Raw genomic sequence first — 18,242 nt, forward strand, 5'->3', positions numbered from 1 at the left:
CAATTAGGTCACAACCAGGTAACGTCCCAGGTAACCCAGATTTCAACCAATTGCGACGAGCGTCACAATTGACATAGCGGTGTGTCGGGTTGACATTCCCGGCCGACCGGGAGCGGCACGGCCGGCGCGGCGCGACGGCCTTCTTCATCGAAACCTCGGGCAGGCGACGGCGGCCGGGTCAAGGCAGTGGATTTCCCAGTATTGTTTTGCCGCAATGAGATTCGCCGATCTCATCGCGCTGATCGGGCACTGCCGGAGGCCGGAATCCCCTGCTCGCACGCGGGGCGGCGAGGTCAGGGCCGGTGTCATCACCCGGCCGGTACGCACCCTGCATCCTCGACATCCCCGCATCGGCGGGGCGGTCGGTTTGTGTCCCACACAACATCGGCGAAAGGTCCGCCCGCCGCCCGCGATCGACACGAATCGACACCGAAATCGCGCATCCGTGACATTACCGAGACCGGACACCTGCCCCGCGGCTCGACCGCAGGCGCGTTCGACGGGCCGGTCTGTCGGGCGCGGCCTACTCCCGGCCGGAGGACACCCAGGTCGGATCGGCCGACCGCGCCCCTACGGTGATGGCGGCCAGCTCGTCGAGCCGGGCGATCCGGTCGGCTGACAGCTCGAGGGCCACCGCCTCCGTGTTCTCGGTGACCCGCCCGGCGAAACGTGTCCCCGGGATCGGCACCACCGGCAACGAGAACTCACGCCCCTTGGCGTACAGCCAGGCCAGCGCGACCTGGGCCGCCGTCGCATCGGACTCGCGGGCGACCGCTTCGATCACCTCGAGCACCTTCGCGTTGCCGCCGAGCGCCTCGGCGTCGAACCGGGGGAACCGGCGGCGCAGGTCGGACTCCCCGAGCGCGGCCGGATCGTAGGTACCGGTCAGGAAACCCCGACCGACGGGCGAGTACGGCACGAAACCGACGCCGAGCTCGGCGGCGGTGGGGACGACGCTGCGCTCGACGTCACGGCTCCACACGCTCCACTCGCTCTGGATCGCGGCGATCGGGTGCACCGCGTGGGCTCGGCGCAGCTCGGCACCGGTGGCCTCGGAGAGGCCCAGGTGTCGCACCTTGCCCGCGGTGACCAGCTCGGCCATCGCGCCGACCGTCTCCTCGATCGGGACGTTCGGATCGACCCGGTGCAGGTAGTAGAGGTCGACGCTGTCGACCCCGAGACGGCCGAGCGACGCCTCCAGATAGCCCGCGACTCGCTCGGGACGCCCGTCTATGCCCCGCTGTCCCGCGGCGATGTTGCCGACGAGACCGAACTTGGTGGCCAGCTGCACCTCGCCGCGCCTGGTGCGCAGCACCTTCCCGACGGCCTTCTCACTGGCGCCGTCGCCGTACACATTGGCGGTGTCGAGAAAGGTGACGCCGATGTCGATCGAGTGGTGCAGCGTGGCGAGGGCCTCGGCCGGGTCGACCGGCCCGTAGACCGGCGCGACCGACATGGCCCCGTAACCCTGGGCGCTGACGACGAGTCCTTCGGCGAGTGCAACGGTGCGAACGGTCATGACTCGCATCCTCACCCAGAACGAAGCAAAACGCACGGTCTGGGATCAGCGTGATCCCAGACCGTGCGTCGACAGCAGGGCAGGCTCGGCGGCCCGCCCGTTCGGTTACCGCTCGATGATCGCCGTGACGCCCTGGCCACCCGCCGCACAGATGGAGATCAGGCCACGGCCGGATCCCTTCTCCGCGAGCATCTTTGCCAACGAGGCCACGATCCTGCCGCCGGTCGCCGCGAACGGGTGCCCGGCCGCGAGCGAGGAGCCGTTGACATTGAGCTTGGAACGATCGATGCGCCCCAGTGCTCCATCCAAGCCGAGCCGCTCCTTGCAGTACTCGTCCGACTCGAAGGCCTGCAGCGTCGCCAGGACCACCGAGGCGAACGCCTCGTGGATCTCGTAGTAGTCGAAGTCCTGCAGCGTGAGCCCGTTGCGGGCCAGCAGGCGCGGGATCGCGTAGGTCGGCGCCATCAGCAGCCCGTCGCCGCCGTGCACGTAGTCGACCGCCGCGGTCTCCGAGTCGACCAGGTGCGCGAGCACCGGCAGGTTCCGCTCGGCCGCCCACTCGTCGGTGGACAGCAGCGCCGCCGAGGCACCGTCGGTGAGCGGGGTGGAGTTGCCCGCGGTCATCGTGGCATCGCCGAGCTTGGTGCCGAACACCGGCTTGAGGGTGGCGAGCTTCTCCACCGTCGAGCCGGGCCGCAGGTTGTCGTCGCGCGTCAGCCCGAGGAACGGCGTGACCAGGTCGTCGAAGAAGCCGCGGTCGTAGGCCGCCGCCATGTTCTTGTGGCTGGCCGCGGCGAGCTCGTCCTGGTCCTCGCGGCGGATGCCGAACTCCTTGGCGGTGATCGCCGCGTGATCGCCCATCGACATCCCGGTGCGGGGCTCGCCGTTGCGCGGGATCTCCAGGCCGAGCATGGAGGGGCGCACGTTGCCGAGCAGCTTGATCCGGTCGCCGGTGGTCTTGGCTCGGTTGATCGACAGCAGGAACTCGCGCAGCGCGTCGTTGACGCCGATCGGGGCGTCGGAGGTGGTGTCGACGCCGCCGCCGATCCCGGCCTCGATCCGGCCCGAGGCGATCGCATCGCCGACCGCGATGATCGACTGCAGGCCGGTGCCGCAGGCCTGCTGCAGGTCGTAGGCCGGGGTGTACGGGCTCAGCGCGCTGCCGAGAACGCTCTCGCGCATCAGGTTGAAGTCGCGGCTGTGCTTGAGCACCGCGCCGCCGACCACCATGCCGAGCTGCTCCCCCTGCAGGTTGAAGCGGCTCACCAGGCCGTCCAGCGTCGAGGTGAACATGTCCTGGTTCGATGCCTGCGCGTACGCCTTGTCGGAGCGCGCGAAGGGGATGCGGTTGCCGCCGACGATGGCGACGGGGCGAAGCTGCCTGCCGCCCGCGCTCGGGGCTGCGGCGGCCGGCTTCTTGCTGGTTCGGGCTCTGGGGGTCACGTCGGTCTCCATGTAAGTGGGATCCGCCTCGGCTGAAGGGTCCGGGCCTCGACATTGAACTTACTCCGCAGTAAGTTAGATGTCGACACCGCACCCGAAATCCGGGTGCCCGATTGCGACAAAGAAGGTGGACCGTGGCAGCCAGCAAGGGCGCTCCCGACCTCTACTCCCAGTTCCTCAACTCCGCGCCGGGCGCATTCATCGCCAAGCAGGCCGGGCTGCCGCAGCCGGAGAACCTGCGTCGCTACAAGGCGGGCGAGCCCGCCCTGGCAGGCCCGGTGCTGATCGGCGGCAAGGGCCGCCTGGTCGAGCCGCTGCGGAACCTGCTCTCCGACTACCCCGCCGCCGCACCCCACGACGACCGCCTCGGCGCGCTCGTCTTCGATGCCACCGGCATCGGTCAGGTCAGCGAGCTGGTCCAGCTCTTCGAGTTCTTCCAGCCGGTGATCCGCAACCTCGCACCCAGCGCCCGGGTCGTGGTCCTCGGCACCACCCCCGAGGAGGCCTCGGGCGTCGACGAGCAGATCGCGCAGCGCGCGCTCGAGGGCTTCACCCGCAGCGTCGGCAAGGAGGTCAAGCGCGGCGCGACGGCGCAGCTGGTCTACGTCTCGCCGAACGCGTCGACCGGGCTGTCCGGCGTCGAGTCCACCCTGCGCTTCCTGCTCTCCGCCAAGTCCGCGTTCGTGGACGGCCAGGTCATCCGCGTCGGCGCCGCCGACTCGGTGGCCCCGGCCTCCTGGGACCGCCCGCTCGAGGGCAAGGTCGCCGTGGTGACCGGTGCCGCCCGCGGCATCGGCGCCACCATCGCCGAGGTGCTCTCCCGCGACGGCGCGAAGGTCATCTGCGCGGACATCCCGGCCGCGGGCGAGGCGCTCTCGGAGACCGCGAACAAGGTCGGCGGCACCGCGCTGGCCCTCGATGTCACCGCCGACGATGCGGGCGAGAAGCTGGCCGAGCACCTGCTCGAGCGCCACGGCGGCGCCGACATCATCGTGCACAACGCGGGCATCACCCGCGACAAGACGCTCGCGAACATGGACGACGCCCGCTGGAACATGGTGATCGCCGTGAACCTGCTCGCCCCGCAGCGGATCACCGACACCCTGCTCGCCAAGGGTGCGCTCCGCAGCGGTGGCCGGGTGGTGGACGTGTCGTCCATCGCGGGCATCGCGGGCAACCGCGGCCAGACCAACTACGGCACCTCCAAGGCAGGCGTCATCGGCCTGGTGCAGGCCACCGCCCCGGTGCTGGCCGAGAAGGACATCACCATCAACGCCGTCGCGCCCGGCTTCATCGAGACCGCGATGACCGCGGCCATCCCGTTCGCCACCCGCGAGGCAGGCCGCCGGATGAGCTCGCTGCTGCAGGGCGGCCAGACCGTCGACGTCGCCGAGCTGGTCTCGTACTTCGCCAGCCCCGCGTCCAACGCCGTGACCGGCCAGGTCGTCCGGGTGTGCGGCCAGTCCCTGATCGGCGCCTGATGTCCACGCGGAAGGCAGGCCTCGTGCAGCTCACGGAGCAGCCCCGGACACTCGAGATCTACGCCCGCGCCGCGCTCGGCACGCTGCCCGTCGTCGGCAAGTCGGGGACAAGGCGCAGCCTGCCGAAGCAGACCCTCGCCCTCGAGGGTCTGCGGGTGGACCCGGACAACCTCGCCGCGTACGCGCGTGTGTGCGGGCTGCGGTTCGGCGACACCCTGCCGATCACCTACCCCTTCACCCTGGTCTTCCCGACCGTGATGAAGCTGATGGTCTCGGCCGAGTTCCCCTTCCCGGTGATCGGTTCCGTCCACACGGACAACGTGATCGAGCAGCTACGCCCGATCTCCGTCAGCGAGCCGCTCGACCTGAAGGTGCACGCGGAGAACATCCGCAGGCACCCGAAGGGCACCCAGGTGGACCTCGTCAGCGAGGTGTCCGTCGGCCGCGAGCTGGTGTGGCGGCAGGTCAGCAGCTTCCTGAAGATGCACCCGACCGGCGAGCCGAAGGAGCCGAAGCAGGTGCACGCGGACGAGGTGCCGCCGCGCCCGATGCGGACGCTCCGGGTCGATCAGTCGACCATCAGCCGCTACGCCGCGGTGTCCGGGGACCGGAACCCGATCCACGTCTCCTCCCTCGGCGCCAAGGCGTTCGGGTTCCCGAGCAGCATCGCGCACGGGATGTGGAGCGCGGCCGCGGTTCTCGGCTCGATCGAGGGCCGGATCCCGGACCGGGTCACCTACAGCGTCAAGTTCGGCAAGCCGATCGTGCTGCCGGCCACGGTCAACGTCTACGCCGATCAGGTTCCCGCGACGGACGGTTCCGCGGGCACCGGCTGGGACCTGGCGCTGCGCCACCCGAAGAAGGGCTACCCGCACCTGACCGCGACCCTGCGGTAAGGCGGCTCCGCCGCCTGTGAGTACTTCTGGTCCTTGTCCGGGCCAGAAGTACTCACGGGCGCGCAGCGCCTACTTCTTCTTGCCGGCCAGTCCGCGCCAGGCCAGGCGCTCGAGCAGGTCGGCCGCGGCATCCACGGCGATCTCCCCGCCCGCGATCCGGTCCGCGACGGCCTCGCCCGCGCCGACGAGCGCGACGGCCATGATGGAGAAATCGGTCCCCTCGTCGGGATCCTTGGTGCTCGACTCGAGGAGCTTGGCGGTCAGCTCGATCAGCCGGTCGCGCGAGCCGCGCACCTGGCCTGCGAACGCCTGCTGACCGATCGCCTGCCGGTAGAGCACCATCCAGGACGAGCGGTTCTGATCGACGAAGCCGAGGAACCCGACCAGGGCGGCCCGCAGCTGCTCGCGCGGGGACAGGCTCGGGTCGCCCGCGGGCGTGATCGCCTCGACGAAGCGCAGGCCCTCGCGGTGGATGCACGCCGCGAACAACTCTTCCTTGGAGCCGTAGTACAGATAGAGCATCGGCTTGGAGATCTGCGCGGCAGCGGCGATGGCGTCCATCGACGTGTCGTGAAACCCGTTGACGGAAAACACCTCGACCGCGGCGTCGAGCATCTGCTGCTCGCGAACCGCCCGAGGCAGCCGTTTGGTCCCGCCAGCCATGTGTCCTCCAGAGGTAAGACCCTTTATCTTACTCTAGAGTAAGTAGATCGATTGACGTCCTACATTCTGCCGGATCCGCCCGTTGCGCCTGCACGCGGCCGGTCGCGAGCCGGGAAAAGCCGTCGCTAGCAGGTGACGACGCCCTTGGCCCGGGCCACCCGCAACACGGAATCGTCCACGTGCTGCTGGCTGAGCCGACCGGAGGCCACCAACTCCTCGAGGTGGTCGAGGACCTCGGGCACCTCGTCGGTGGTCAGCCACAGCGCGACGTCGGCGCCCGCGGTCAGGGCCGCCGCCACCGCCTGCGGGGTGTCGAGCTTGTCGGTGATCGCCCGCATGCCGCTCAGGTCGTCGGTGAAGATCGGTCCGTCGAAGGGGGGCGCGCCGTACCCGGTCCCCGTCCGCAGCAGGTTCATCGCGGCGGGGCTGATGCTCGCGGGCACGCCTGGCGCGGTCAGCCCCGGCACCTCCAGGTGCCCGACCATCACCCCGACGCCGGTGTCCACCAGCTCACGGAACGGCACCAGGTCGCGGGTCTGCAGCTGGTCCAGCGGCGGCGTGGTGACGGCCCCGGTGTGCGAATCACCCGATGCCGCACCGTGTCCCGGGAAATGCTTGATCACCGGCAGCAGACCCGCGTCGCGCAGGCCGCGGGCGTACTCCCCTGCGTACTCGGTGACGACGTCCGGATCGTCGCTGAACGACCGGTCCCCGATCACCGAGTTCGCGGGCTGGCTGCTGACGTCCACGACGGGGGCGTAGTCGACGGTGATGCCGAGACCCCGCAGGCCCCGCCCGCGTTCCAGCGCCATCTCGTAGGTCTGCTCGGGCGTCATCGTCTCCGCGACGGTGCGCGGCGGCGGGTCCTCGCCGAGCAGGTCCGCGACCCGCGACACCCGGCCGCCCTCCTCGTCGATGCTGACCATCAGCGGCACCTTCGCCACCGCCTCGACCTGCGGGACCTGCTTGCGCGCCAGCATCGACTCGTCGGTCCAGCTGCCGATGAAGATGCCGCCGATCTGCTCCTTCCGCACCACGTCCACCGCGTCGGCGGTGCCGGTCACACCCACGTTGAGCAGCTGCGCCAGCTTCTGCCGACCGGTCAGCGACGCGAGGAAGTCCGCACCGCAGTGGGCAGGCAACGTCTGATCCCTTGCACCGGTGACGAGGTCGTGCTCGGGCGCGGCCGACGTGGAGGGCGACGGCTCGGTGTCGGTCCCGTTGCTGCCGCAGGACACGAGCATCCCGAGACCGAGGACGAGGGCGACGGCGCGGGGCACTCGAGTGGACTTCACCATTCGAGGGTAGGACAGATCCCCCGTCCGCCACACCCTGCAACGGGTAGCGTGAGAGGTGGATCGCCCCCGAAACGAGGAGGTCTCGATGCCCGCAGATCTGATGCTCATCGCCTACGACGGCTCCGACAACGCCAAGCGCGCAATCGAATACGCCGGCCGCTTCCTCAGCGCCGAGCGGGCCGTGGTGATGACCGCCTGGGAACCGATGGTCCGCCAGGCCGCCCGGATGTCCGGGCTCTCGGGCGTGATGCAGCCGGAATGGGTCCCGGACGCGGAGTCCGAGGACATCGCGCTGACCGACGCCAAGGCCATCAACATCGAGGGGCTGGACCTCGCACGGGACGCGGGCCTCAACGCCGAGGGCCGGACCGTGGAGTGCGTCACCACCATCTGGACCACCATCGTCGAGGCCGCCGACGACCTGAACGCCGACATCATCGTCACCGGCACCCGCGGCACCACCGGGCTGCGGTCCCTGCTGCAGTCCTCGGTCGCCGACCACGTCCTGCGGCACAGCCACCGACCCGTGCTGATCGTCCCGCCGGGCCGATAGGCCGCGCGGGCACCGAGCCACCGGCCGGGCAGGCCGTCGCGCGGGCGCGGGACTATCGTCGTGAACCGATGGACGGTTTCCTGCTCTCCCGCGCCGACCGGACCCTGCGCACCTCCGGGAGCCGGGAACGGTTCCACGAGATCGACGCCGCCGCCGAGGCTCTCGCCCGTCGCCGGGTGCCGCTCGTGGTCGGCGCGCTTCCGTTCGACCCCGCCGAGCCGGCAGCGCTGACAGCGCCGGAGACCGCGCGCTTCACCGACGGCCCGTGGCGGCCGGAATCGCTGCCCGCGCTGCCCACCGTGCGACTGACCGAGGAACTGCCCGCGCCGCAGGAGCACCTGCGCCGGGTGGCCCGCCTCATCGACCGGCTCCGCGGCGGCGACCTGCAGAAGGTGGTCGCGGCGCGCTCGGTGGTGCTCTCGGCGGCGACGCCGATCGACCCGTGGTCGCTGCTGGCCCGGCTGGTGTCGCGGGACCACGCGGGCAACGGCTTCGGCGTCGACCTGTCGCCAGCAGGCGACGGCTATCTCGGGCACGCACTGGTCGGGGCCAGCCCCGAACTGCTGCTGCGCCGCACCGGCCGCGAGGTGGAGTGCTTCCCGCTGGCCGGTACCGCCCCGCGCCACGCCGACCCCGACGAGGACCGCGCGGAGGGGCAGCGACTGCTGGCGTCGGCGAAGAACCGGTCCGAACACGCCTTCGTGACCGAGTGGATCCGCTCCGTCCTCGACCCGGTCTGCGCCGAACTGACCGTGCCGGAGTCCCCCCGGCTGATCAGCACCCCCGCGGTATGGCACCTGGGCACCCCTATCAAGGGCGTGCTGCGCGATCCGTGTCCGTCGGCGCTGGAGCTGGCCCGCCTGCTGCACCCGACGCCCGCCGTCGGCGGCACCCCGACCGACGGCGCGATCGTCGCGATCCGCGAGTGCGAGGAGCCACGCCGGTTCTACGGCGGCGCGGCCGGCTGGTGTGACCACGACGGCGACGGCGAGTGGGTGGTGGCCATCCGGTGCGCCGAGATCGACGCGGACGGCCTGCGCGCGCGGGCGTGGGCGGGCGGGGGCATCGTGGCGGCCTCCGACCCCGACTCCGAGCTGGCCGAGACGTCCGCGAAGCTCCGCACCCTGCTCGGCGCGCTCGGCGTCGACCCCGAGCCTGCGGGCCGCGGCGCGTAACCGGTAAGCGAACCCGACCGCCGGGTGCCAGGTGATACCTTGACGCGAGACGTTTCCGGTCAGCAGTAGCAAATGGGAGATCCGAGATGAAGTTCCTTGTCCCCGGTGTGGCAAGCGCAGTGATCGGTGCGGTGCTCGGTCTGGGTGCCGTCTTCGGGATTACCGCGGCCGCGTCGGACAACACTCGTCCGGACATCGACCGCAGCGGCAACGCCGATTCCTCCCTGCTGAACCAGGTTGAGTACGGCAGCCGCTGAGAACGCTGGAAGCGCGAGTCCCCGCACTCCTTCTGTCTTGGCGTCCGAGGCGCCGAACAACGCCCCACTGACCCGTCGGTGGCTGTTCGGCGCCTCCGCCATAGCGTTTCTCCTGGCGTTCCTGCAGGCCCCCGGCCAGCTGGTCGCCGACACCAAGTTCGACCTCACCCAGAACCCGCTCGGGTTCCTCGAGCGCGCGTCGCACCAGTGGAGTAGCCAGGCACCGCTGGGCCAGGTGCAGAACCAGGCCTACGGCTACTTCTTCCCGCACGGCGCATTCTTCAGCCTCGGCGAGCTCGCCCACATCCCACCGTGGATCACCCAGCGCATCTGGTGGGCGCTGCTGCTCATCGCCGGGTTCTGGGGCATCATCCGAGTCGCCGAGGCGCTCGGCATCGGCAGCCGCAGCTCCCGGATCATCGCCGCCGTCGCGTTCGCGCTCTCGCCACGGGTCCTGACCACCCTCGGATCGATCTCCTCCGAGACCCTGCCGATGATGCTGGCGCCCTGGGTGCTGCTGCCGGTGATCCTGGCGACCTCGTCGCTCGTGAGTACTTCCGGCCCCCGTGGGGACCAGAAGTACTCACCGGCGCGGCTCGCCGCCCAGTCGGCGCTCGCCGTCGCGCTGATGGGCTCGGTCAACGCCGTCGCCACCGCGGCCGCGTGCCTGGTCGCCGCCCTGTGGTGGGCCGCGCACCGCCCGAACCGGCGCTGGTGGATCTTCACCGCGTGGTGGATCCCGCTCTGCCTGGTCGCGACGGCCTGGTGGATGGTGCCGCTGCTGCTGCTCGGCAAGGTCAGCCCCCCGTTCCTGGACTACATCGAGTCGTCCGGGGTCACCACCCAGTGGACCAATCTGGCCGAGGTGCTGCGCGGCACCGACAGCTGGACACCGTTCGTCTCACCCGAGCGGATCGCGGGTGCGGTACTGGTCACCCAGCCGGCCGCGGTCCTGGCCACCGGGCTGATCGCCGCCGCAGGCATGGCCGGCCTTGCGATGCGCTCGATGCCTGCCAAGGGCAGGCTGGCGCTGATCCTGTTCGTCGGGCTGGCGGGACTGGCCGCGGGCTACGTCGGCGACCTCGGCTCCCCCATCGCCGAGCAGGTCCGGCTGTTCCTCGATTCCGGCGGCGCCCCGCTGCGCAATGTGCACAAGCTCGAGCCGCTGGTCCGGCTGCCGCTGGTCCTCGGGCTCGCCCACCTGCTCGGCAAGGTGTCGCTGCCCGGATCGGTCCCCCGCGCCCGCTGGCGGACCGCGCTCGCGCACCCCGAACGCGAGCCGATGGTCGCGCTGACCAGCCTGATCCTGGTCGCGCTCACCCTCGCGACCTCGCTGGCCTGGACCGGCAAGCTCGCCCCGCGCGGCGCCTACCCGGAGGTGCCGGGGTACTGGCACGAGGCCGCGGACTGGCTCGGCGAGCACGCGGCGGGCAGCTCCCCCGACGGGTCCGACGCGCAGCGCGCGCTGCTGGTGCCCGGCGCCCCGTTCGCCAGCCAGGTGTGGGGGCTGACCAGGGACGAGCCGATGCAGGCGCTGGCCGACACCCCATGGGCGGTGCGCGACGCGGTGCCGCTGGTGCCGCCCGGCGCCATCCGCGCCCTCGACTCCGTGCAGCGCCTCGTCGCGGACGGCAGCCCATCGGCCGGCCTGGCGGAAACGCTGCTGGGACAGGGCATCGGCTATGTGGTGGTGCGCAACGACCTGGATCCGGAGACGTCCCGCTCGACCCGTCCCGCGCTGGTCCACCAGGCCATCGACGGGTCGCCCGGGCTGGAGAAGGTCGCGCAGTTCGGTGAGGACGTCGGCGCGGGCGAGGCCGAGGGACTGGTCACCGACAGCGACCTGCGGCCCCGGTACCCGGCAATCGAGATCTACCGGGTCAACCACCCGAGCCGACCCGGCGCCGTCGACTCCGGGCCGTTCACCGTGGACCTGGACGCGGCGCCGCGGGTGCAGGGCGGACCGGAATCGTTGCAGCGCTTGGCCGCCCGGCGCGGCCTCGGCGACACCGAGCTCGACCTACCTGCCGGCCCCGTGCTGCTTGCCGCCGACGCAGAGCGAGCCGGGCTGCCGGTGGACTCGGTGGTCGTGACGGACACCCCGACCGATCGCGAGACCGACTACGGCCAGGTCGACAACCACAGCTCGGCGCTACGCACCCCCGACGACCCGCGGCGCACCCACAACCTGGTGCCGGACTACCCGGTGCCGGGAGCCCCGCTGGTCACGGGCGAATGGGACGGTGCGCGGATCACGGTCTCCAGCTCGGCCGCCGACGCCACCCAGCTCGGCGGCACCGCGCCCGGCAACGGGCCCGCGGCCACCGTGGACGGCGACCCGGCGACCGGCTGGTTCAGCAACGGCCTGGAAAGCGCTCTCGGACAGTGGATCCGACTGGACTTCGACGCGCCCGTGACCAGCGGGCTGCTGAAGCTGCGCACCAGCCCGGGCGCGCTCGGCGTGCCGGTGAAGCAGCTCGAGGTGACCACCCCCAACGGCAGCACCGCCGTCCGCGTCGGCAAGCCGGGTGAGGTGATCACGGTGTCACTCCCCCCCGGCAAGACGGACTGGCTCAAGGTCACCGCGACCAAGACCGAGGACGGCTCGGTCGGCACGCAGTTCGGGGTCAGCGAGATCTCCGTCGAGGACTACTCCGATCGCGACGCCCCGGTGGCGGTGCCGATCGCGTTCCGTACCGTGCTGCCGCCGACCCCGACCGGCGCGGCCGTCGAGGGCTGGGACCTCGGCCAGGAACTGCCCGGCCGGACCGGGTGCGTCGACGCCCCGGACCGGGTGCGGTGCAGCCGGGGACTCGGCCTCGCCCCGGAGGAGCCGGGCACCTTCCAGCGAACCCTGTCCGTGCCGGCCGCCACCGCGGTGACACCGCAGCTGATCGTCCGCTCCCGGCAGGGCCCTGCGCTCGACGCGCTGCTCGCCGAGCCCGGCCGTGCACAGGCCGTCGGGCAGGCCGCGGTCGGCGACCTGCGCGGCTCGGCCTTCGCCGCCACCGACGGCGACCTGCGTACCGCGTGGACCGCATCCGAGGACACCACCAGCGGCAAGGACGCGAAACCGACTCTGACGGTTCGCCTTCCGGAGCCGACGCTGGTCACGGGGCTGGACCTGACACCGAGCCTCGGCGCCCTTCCCGCCGCGCCGACCACCGTCGCCGTCGACCTCGGCACCGGTCCCCAGGTCCGGGAACTGAGCGACGACGAACCGATCCGCCTCGAGCCTGCCGTCACCGACCGCATCGTGCTCAGCCTGGTCGACTGGGAGGACGTTCTCGACCAGACCGCCCTCGGCTTCGCGAAGGTGCAGCCGGCCGGGCTCGCGGAGATCGGCGTCCTCACCACCACCGAGGACGGAACCGACCTGGTGGTGGCGGGCACCGGGGTGGAGGAGCAGCCCACCGACCGGACCGTCACCGTCGGCTGCGCGGACGGGCCGACGCTCTCGCTCGCCGGACGGACGCTGCGCGCCTCCGTCACCGCGACCGTTGGGCAGCTACGGTCCGGCGCACCTGTACCCGCGACCGTGTGCGCGGACGACACCGACGAAACCGAGAGCACCGCAGTCGATCCCGATGCCCGCGCGAGCGCCGCGATCTCGCTGTCCGCCGGACGTCAGGACGTCACCGTCGCGCCAGGCGCCGCCTTCTTCGTCGACGGACTGCAGCTCGTCGCCGCCCCCGCGGGCGGAACCCCCGCCGCACCGGGGGCGCAGGACGCCGTCCGCGTGCCCACCGACGGGTGGACCCCCAACGAGCGGTCCCTGCACGTGACCGCCCCCGACGGCGACCGGCTGCTGGTGGTGCCGGAGTCCCACAACATCGGCTGGATCGCGACCGCACCGGACGGCGCCGAGCTGACGCCGGTCGTCGTCAACGGCTGGCAGCAGGGCTGGATCGTGCCCGCGGGCACCGACGGCACCGTCGTCCTGGAGTTCCCGACCGACCGCTGGTACCGGCTGGGCATCTTCGGCGGCCTGCTGCTGCTGATACCGCTGCTGCTGCTGGCGGTGCTGCCCGCCCGCCGACGGGTGGTTCCCGGCCCGGCGCCGCGGACCTGGCACGCCGTCACCGTCGGCTACCTCGGGCTGCTCGCGCTCGCGACGGTGATCGCGGGGCTGCCGGGCACGATCGTCGCGGCGCTGGTGACCGGGCCGGCACTGGCCCTTCGCATCCGGCGCGGGCCCGCGAGTGCCGCTCGCGTCCTGGTCGGAACGGCCGGGCTCGGCGCCATGCTCAGCGCCGCACTGCTGTCCACCGGGCCGTGGCGGGCCATCGACGGCTACGTCGGCCACTCGGTGCTCGTTCAGCTCCCTGCGCTGATCGCGGTGGTCGCGGTGGGGCTGGCCGCGTTGCCGCTTGCCGCCTCGCCCCGCGCCTCCCGCGCGTTGCGGCGGCTCTCCCAGTTCTTCACCGCGAGGCGGACCGGCTCCTCGACCAGCGCGTAGCTCGCGGAGGCGACGGCCAGGCTGAGGCAGATCGTCACCACGAGCACGAAGACGAAACTCCCGCTGAAGGGCACGATGCCGAACACCGGGAAGATGATCGACAGCACCGCGAGGTGCCAGATGAAGACCCCATAGGACCAGCGCCCGACCGCGAGCGCGAACGGGCTCGCCAGGATCCGGTGCCGCACGGTGTCGCCGAGCACCAACGGCGCCAGCAGCGCGAACGCGAGCACCGCGCCGAGCGCGATCTTCACCGAGTACTGCCACGGTTCCGCGCGCGTGAGCCCTTCCGGCCCAGCGAGATCCGTGCACGAGAGCGCGAACGCGACCACCGCGATCACCGCCATCCACCCGCGCCTGCGCGCCAGCCGGTGCGCCGGGCTGTCGACCAGCAGCGCGAGCTCGGCCAGCACCATGCCTGCCGCGAACCACGGCAGGTACCCGGGCAACCAGTTGTCGGAGTGGATGGCGTCCGGCGTCGGCACCGGCACGAAGACCCAGCCGAGACTCGCCGCGGCCGCGGCGAGGAGCACCGGGATCCGCAGGCGGGCACTCGCCCCGCGCAGTCGGACGAACACGAGCGCGATCAGCGGGAGCAGCACATAGAAGGCCACCTCCACCGACAGGCTCCACATCTGGGTCAGGCCGCCGGTCAGGGTGAGCGGCACGAACACCTGGACCAGACCCAGGTTCGCCAGCCACACCTGCAGCCCGCCGCCCGCCTCCGGCAGGAACAGCAGGATCAGCACGACCGCCACCCAGTAGGCGGGCAGGATGCGGGCGGCGCGGTGCAACAGATAGCGCCCGGTCGCAGGCGCCGTGCCCAGTCCGCGGGCCACCGCAGCGTGCGGGCGCCACAGCAGGAACCCGGACAGCGCGAAGAACAACGCCACCGCCATGTCGAAGCGACCCCAGATACGACCGAGCACCGGATCGCCGGTCGCGCCGGTCTGAAAGGCGACGTGGGTGACCAGGACTCCGAGCGCGGCGAATCCCCGCATGCCCTCCAACGCGGGGATGAACCCGCGCGGTGCGGACACGACCTGCTGCGGGTGGGAAGCCTCGGTACTCATTTGCGGACCAGTGTGCCCCAGCCCGGCGTGTCGGACGAGGACACCCGGGTGCCGGGACACGGAAATACGGCGTGCCAGCGCAATCGGACACTGGACACTGTTACTGTCTGGCTCACTGAGTGTCGCAACCCGGACGCTCTGCGATCGGTGCCGCCCATGGCAGCACTCGGGCTGACAATGATTGACGAAGGAGATTCAGCATGGCGGGACGCTCAGGGCCGAGCAGGACACTTGCCTGCATCCTGGTGGGGCTCGGCGCTTTCCTATTGGCTGCCGCTGTCCTCATCCCGACGTACACGGTCGACAAGCTGAAGAAGACGCCGCTCGACCTCGAGGTCACCACGGTGGCCGAGGGCGTCGGCGAGGTCCTCGACTCGAAGTCGCTCACCGCCGGCAAGGCCGTCGTCAACAACAACGTGCCGCTGGTCGCCCAGCGTTACGTCACCGTCGTCGACCCGTCCGACGCCGAGAAGATCACCGTCCAGGCCGGCCAGACGCTGCGTCGCACCGACAAGCAGGGTGACACCGGTCTGCTGACCGCGACCGTCGACACCGTCACCGTTGACCGGGTCAGCTCCATGCCGATCCAGGACCCGATCGGGTCGATCCAGACCCAGTCCGACAAGCCGGCCGAAGAGGTCGAGCACACCGGCCTGCAGTACAAGTGGCCCTTCGACGCCGAGCAGCAGGCGTACCCGTACTTCGACATCAATGCCCGCGCCACCAAGGACATCGACTTCGTCGAGGAGACGGAGATCAACGGCATGAAGGTGTACCACTACAACCAGAAGGTCGGCCCCGTCGACCTGTCCAAGGTGGTCGCCTCGCCGACGAACAAGCTGACCCTGCCCGCCGCCACCTGGGGCGTCGAGGGCGGCGACGCGCCGGTCACCATGACCCGCTGGTACGCCAACGAGCGCGACACCTGGGTCGACCCGATCACCGGCGTCGTCGTCAAGGGCCAGGAGAAGCTGTACCAGTACTACGCCCGTACGGCCGACAAGCCCGAGGTGACCGTCCTCAAGGCCACGCTGCCGTTCAACGAGGACACCATCGAGTACCAGATCGGCCAGGCCAAGGACGGCGCGGACAAGCTGTCGATGTTCGGCCGCACGGTTCCGATCATCCTCGGCATCCTCGGCCTGATCTCCCTGATCGCCGGCATCTTCCTCGGCGTCCGTGGAGGCAGCGGACCGAAGACCCCTGCCGCCGCGAACGGCACGGGCACCGCCCCGAGTGGCTCCGCCAACGAGCCCTACGACTCCGGCAACGCGGAGACCGAGCAGTTCCCGCGTCACGACTGGACCTCGGACAAGACGGAGGAGTTCCCGGCCGTCGACACCCGCGACCAGGAACCGCCGACCACCCGCCTGTAGGCACGCATCGCAACGCGAAGGGCCCGCACTCATCTCGAGTGCGGGCCCTTCGCGTTGGCCGGCGTAGGTTGGGCGTAGTCGAGAGCGCGCCCATGAGCCAGACCCGTCACCGCTGCGAGTTCCGCTTCTACGAGGAGCTGAACGACTTCCTGCCGCCCGCGCTGCGCAAGCGCGACGTCCCGCACGACTTCGACGGCACCCCGACGGTGAAGGACCGGATCGAGTCGCTCGGGGTGCCGCACACCGAGGTCGACCTGATCCTGGTCGACGGCGGCTCCGTCGGTTTCGGGCACCGGCTGCGCGGCGGCGAACGGGTCGCGGTCTACCCCGTGTTCGAGCGATTCGACCTGGACGGCCTCACCCGGCTGCGCCCGCTGCCGCTGCGGGAGCCGCGGTTCGCGGCCGACGTGCACCTGGGCCGGCTCGCGTCCTACCTTCGACTGCTCGGCTTCGACTGCCTGTACCGCAACGACTTCGCGGACGACGAGTTGCTCGCGCTCTCCCTCGGCGAGCACCGGACGGTGCTGACCCGCGACATCGGCCTGCTCAAACGCGCGGCCCTGCGACGCGGCGCCTTCCTGCACGAGACCGATCCGCGGCGGCAGCTCCGCGAGGTGCTGGACCGGTTCCAGCTCGATTCGCGGATCGCACCGCTGACCCGGTGCGCCCGCTGCAACGGACCCGTCGCCCCGGTACCGAGGCGGGTCGCGGCGGGGCTGGTGCCGGACAGCGTGGCCCGCGATCAGCACGAGTTCAGCCGCTGCCGTTCCTGCGGCCAGCTGTACTGGCCGGGCAGTCACCTGGTGCGCCTGCGTCGGCGTCTGGCCGCGGTCGGGGTGCGGTTCTAGGGCGCCGCGACGCCCTCGGCGCCGCGGAGGGCCGCGATGCTCACCACCGCCGCCGCGAGCGCGGCCGTGATCACCGCGATCGTGATCAACTGCCGGATCGTCGAGGCGAAGGCCAGGATCAGGGCGACCTCGATCGCCAGCGCCACCCACGCGGCCAGCGCCAGCCGGGTGCGCTCGCGGGCGATCGCCGACAACAGTGCCCCCTGCAGCACCGCCAGGCATGCCCCGTCGAGCGCGAACAACCACAGCAGACCCTGCACCGGCGCGTAGTCCTGCCCGACCAGCAGCGGCGCAAGCGGCGCGACGAGCGCGACGCCCGCGACCGTGACGGCGCCGAGCCCCACCAGCACGCCGAGCGCCGAGCGCACCGCGCGCCCCGAGTGCGTCGGGCTGGCCATCCGCGGGTACAGCACCACGCCGACCGCGGCGGGCAGCCAGAATGCCGCCTTCGTCGCCACCGCGCCGAGCGCGTACTGCCCGGCCTGCGACTCGTCGAGCACCACCCGGGTCAGCAGCAGGTCCGCCGACGACAGCGCGATCAGCGCCAGCTGGACCTGCGAGGCGCGCAGCACCGCGGCGACCCCAACCGGAACCGCTCGCTCGGCACCTGCGGCCACGCCCCCGCGGCCGACCAGCAGCCGGGCGCCCGCGGCCACCGAGCCCGTCCCGATCGCCGCCACCGTCAGCGCCGCGCCCGCCCCGCCACCGACCGCAAGGACCGCGACCGCGGGCACGACCTTCGCGATGCCCGTGGCGGCCAGGATCACGCTCAGCTCACCGAACCGGCCGCGTCCCTGCAGGAGTCCCTGTTCGGTGGCCAGCAGCACCAGCAGCGGCGCGGTCAGCAGCGCGGCGGCCGTCGCCCCGACCCCGGTGTCCAGCACCGCAGCCACCGGGACCACGAGCGCCGCCGCGATCACCGCGACGATCACCGCGCACCTACGGCCGAGACCGCGCAGCGCGGCGTCTCCCTCGCCGAGGACCACCTCGCGGGCGACCACCGTCTGCAGGGCCAGCGCGGGCACCGCGAGGACCAACTGGGCGGCCAGCAGGCTCGCGAACTCGCTGTAGCCGGCCGGCCCCAGCCACCGGCTGGCGACCAGCGCCAGCACGTACGAGGCCAGGTTCGCGGTCATCGAGCCGACCGTCACCATCGTCATCCCGGCCACCGCGGAGGTGGCGGCGGGGCGAGGTGTCATCC

Annotated in this window: 13 protein-coding genes and 1 pseudogene; 8 read left to right on the top strand and 6 right to left on the bottom strand. The window is 71.5% G+C overall.

Annotated elements, in window-relative coordinates; all coding sequences use genetic code 11:
• Window positions 1-523: 523 nt before the first annotated feature.
• Together BR31_RS0121590 and BR31_RS0121595 are read right to left on the bottom strand one after the other, a co-directional pair.
• Window positions 524-1,519, bottom strand: a complete 996-nt coding sequence (locus tag BR31_RS0121590; protein WP_027502798.1) for an aldo/keto reductase — start codon at window positions 1,517-1,519, stop codon at window positions 524-526.
• 105 nt (window positions 1,520-1,624) lie between these two features.
• Window positions 1,625-2,962, bottom strand: coding sequence for an acetyl-CoA C-acetyltransferase (locus tag BR31_RS0121595; protein WP_027502799.1), 1,338 nt, complete (start codon window positions 2,960-2,962; stop codon window positions 1,625-1,627).
• 134 nt (window positions 2,963-3,096) lie between these two features.
• Between BR31_RS0121595 and BR31_RS0121600 the strand changes: the two genes are divergently transcribed.
• Complete coding sequence (locus BR31_RS0121600; RefSeq protein ID WP_027502800.1) at window positions 3,097-4,443, top strand: 3-oxoacyl-ACP reductase; 1,347 nt, start codon at window positions 3,097-3,099, stop codon at window positions 4,441-4,443.
• Window positions 4,443-5,339, top strand: a complete 897-nt coding sequence (locus BR31_RS0121605) for a MaoC/PaaZ C-terminal domain-containing protein (RefSeq protein ID WP_037177685.1) — start codon at window positions 4,443-4,445, stop codon at window positions 5,337-5,339. The genes BR31_RS0121600 and BR31_RS0121605 overlap by 1 nt, the downstream gene beginning before the upstream one ends.
• Window positions 5,340-5,408: 69 nt before the next feature.
• Here the strand turns inward: BR31_RS0121605 and BR31_RS0121610 are convergent, their stop codons facing one another.
• Both BR31_RS0121610 and BR31_RS0121615 read right to left on the bottom strand, forming a co-directional pair.
• Window positions 5,409-6,002, bottom strand: coding sequence for a TetR/AcrR family transcriptional regulator (locus BR31_RS0121610; protein ID WP_027502802.1), 594 nt, complete (start codon window positions 6,000-6,002; stop codon window positions 5,409-5,411).
• Between the two features lie 125 nt (window positions 6,003-6,127).
• Window positions 6,128-7,300, bottom strand: coding sequence for a glycoside hydrolase family 3 N-terminal domain-containing protein (locus BR31_RS0121615; protein WP_051637633.1), 1,173 nt, complete (start codon window positions 7,298-7,300; stop codon window positions 6,128-6,130).
• A gap of 85 nt (window positions 7,301-7,385) precedes the next feature.
• Between BR31_RS0121615 and BR31_RS0121620 the strand changes: the two genes are divergently transcribed.
• From BR31_RS0121620 to BR31_RS0121635, 4 genes are all read left to right on the top strand, one after another.
• Complete coding sequence (locus BR31_RS0121620) at window positions 7,386-7,853, top strand: universal stress protein (protein ID WP_027502804.1); 468 nt, start codon at window positions 7,386-7,388, stop codon at window positions 7,851-7,853.
• 68 nt (window positions 7,854-7,921) lie between these two features.
• Window positions 7,922-9,028, top strand: a complete 1,107-nt coding sequence (locus BR31_RS0121625) for an isochorismate synthase (protein WP_027502805.1) — start codon at window positions 7,922-7,924, stop codon at window positions 9,026-9,028.
• A gap of 86 nt (window positions 9,029-9,114) precedes the next feature.
• A complete protein-coding gene (locus BR31_RS31260; RefSeq protein WP_072753601.1) occupies window positions 9,115-9,285 on the top strand; it encodes a DUF2613 domain-containing protein in 171 nt (56 codons plus the stop codon).
• Window positions 9,286-9,322: 37 nt separating this feature from the next.
• Window positions 9,323-13,744, top strand: a complete 4,422-nt coding sequence (locus BR31_RS0121635; RefSeq protein ID WP_027502806.1) for an alpha-(1->3)-arabinofuranosyltransferase domain-containing protein — start codon at window positions 9,323-9,325, stop codon at window positions 13,742-13,744.
• A gap of 23 nt (window positions 13,745-13,767) precedes the next feature.
• Here BR31_RS0121635 and BR31_RS31265 read toward each other — a convergent pair.
• Window positions 13,768-14,817, bottom strand: a pseudogene (locus tag BR31_RS31265) (acyltransferase family protein); the annotation flags it as partial.
• A gap of 200 nt (window positions 14,818-15,017) precedes the next feature.
• Between BR31_RS31265 and BR31_RS0121645 the strand changes: the two are divergent.
• Both BR31_RS0121645 and BR31_RS0121650 read left to right on the top strand, forming a co-directional pair.
• Window positions 15,018-16,193, top strand: a complete 1,176-nt coding sequence (locus tag BR31_RS0121645; RefSeq protein WP_027502808.1) for a cell envelope lipid trafficking protein PgfA — start codon at window positions 15,018-15,020, stop codon at window positions 16,191-16,193.
• 92 nt (window positions 16,194-16,285) lie between these two features.
• Entirely contained in the window at window positions 16,286-17,041 is a 756-nt protein-coding gene (locus tag BR31_RS0121650) for a Mut7-C RNAse domain-containing protein (protein ID WP_027502809.1), read from the top strand.
• Here the strand turns inward: BR31_RS0121650 and BR31_RS0121655 are convergent.
• Complete coding sequence (locus BR31_RS0121655) at window positions 17,038-18,240, bottom strand: polysaccharide biosynthesis protein (RefSeq protein ID WP_027502810.1); 1,203 nt, start codon at window positions 18,238-18,240, stop codon at window positions 17,038-17,040. The genes BR31_RS0121650 and BR31_RS0121655 overlap by 4 nt on opposite strands.
• Between the last annotated feature and the right edge of the window lie 2 nt (window positions 18,241-18,242).

It is taken from the genome of Rhodococcus sp. UNC363MFTsu5.1 (assembly GCF_000686785.1).
Taxonomy (GTDB): Bacteria; Actinomycetota; Actinomycetes; order Mycobacteriales; family Mycobacteriaceae; genus Rhodococcus_G; species Rhodococcus_G maanshanensis.

Excerpts from the sequence above, each read along its gene's own strand:
- BR31_RS0121620 (WP_027502804.1), top strand. The coding sequence starts at position 7,386 with ATGCCCGCAGATCTGATGCTCATCGCCTACGACGGCTCCGACAACGCC.
- BR31_RS0121610 (WP_027502802.1), bottom strand. The coding sequence starts at position 6,002 with ATGGCTGGCGGGACCAAACGGCTGCCTCGGGCGGTTCGCGAGCAGCAG.
- BR31_RS31260 (WP_072753601.1), top strand. The coding sequence starts at position 9,115 with ATGAAGTTCCTTGTCCCCGGTGTGGCAAGCGCAGTGATCGGTGCGGTG.
- BR31_RS0121605 (WP_037177685.1), top strand. The coding sequence starts at position 4,443 with ATGTCCACGCGGAAGGCAGGCCTCGTGCAGCTCACGGAGCAGCCCCGG.
- BR31_RS0121645 (WP_027502808.1), top strand. The coding sequence starts at position 15,018 with ATGGCGGGACGCTCAGGGCCGAGCAGGACACTTGCCTGCATCCTGGTG.
- BR31_RS0121625 (WP_027502805.1), top strand. The coding sequence starts at position 7,922 with ATGGACGGTTTCCTGCTCTCCCGCGCCGACCGGACCCTGCGCACCTCC.
- BR31_RS0121590 (WP_027502798.1), bottom strand. The coding sequence starts at position 1,519 with ATGACCGTTCGCACCGTTGCACTCGCCGAAGGACTCGTCGTCAGCGCC.
- BR31_RS0121655 (WP_027502810.1), bottom strand. The coding sequence starts at position 18,240 with ATGACACCTCGCCCCGCCGCCACCTCCGCGGTGGCCGGGATGACGATG.
- BR31_RS0121650 (WP_027502809.1), top strand. The coding sequence starts at position 16,286 with ATGAGCCAGACCCGTCACCGCTGCGAGTTCCGCTTCTACGAGGAGCTG.
- BR31_RS0121615 (WP_051637633.1), bottom strand. The coding sequence starts at position 7,300 with ATGGTGAAGTCCACTCGAGTGCCCCGCGCCGTCGCCCTCGTCCTCGGT.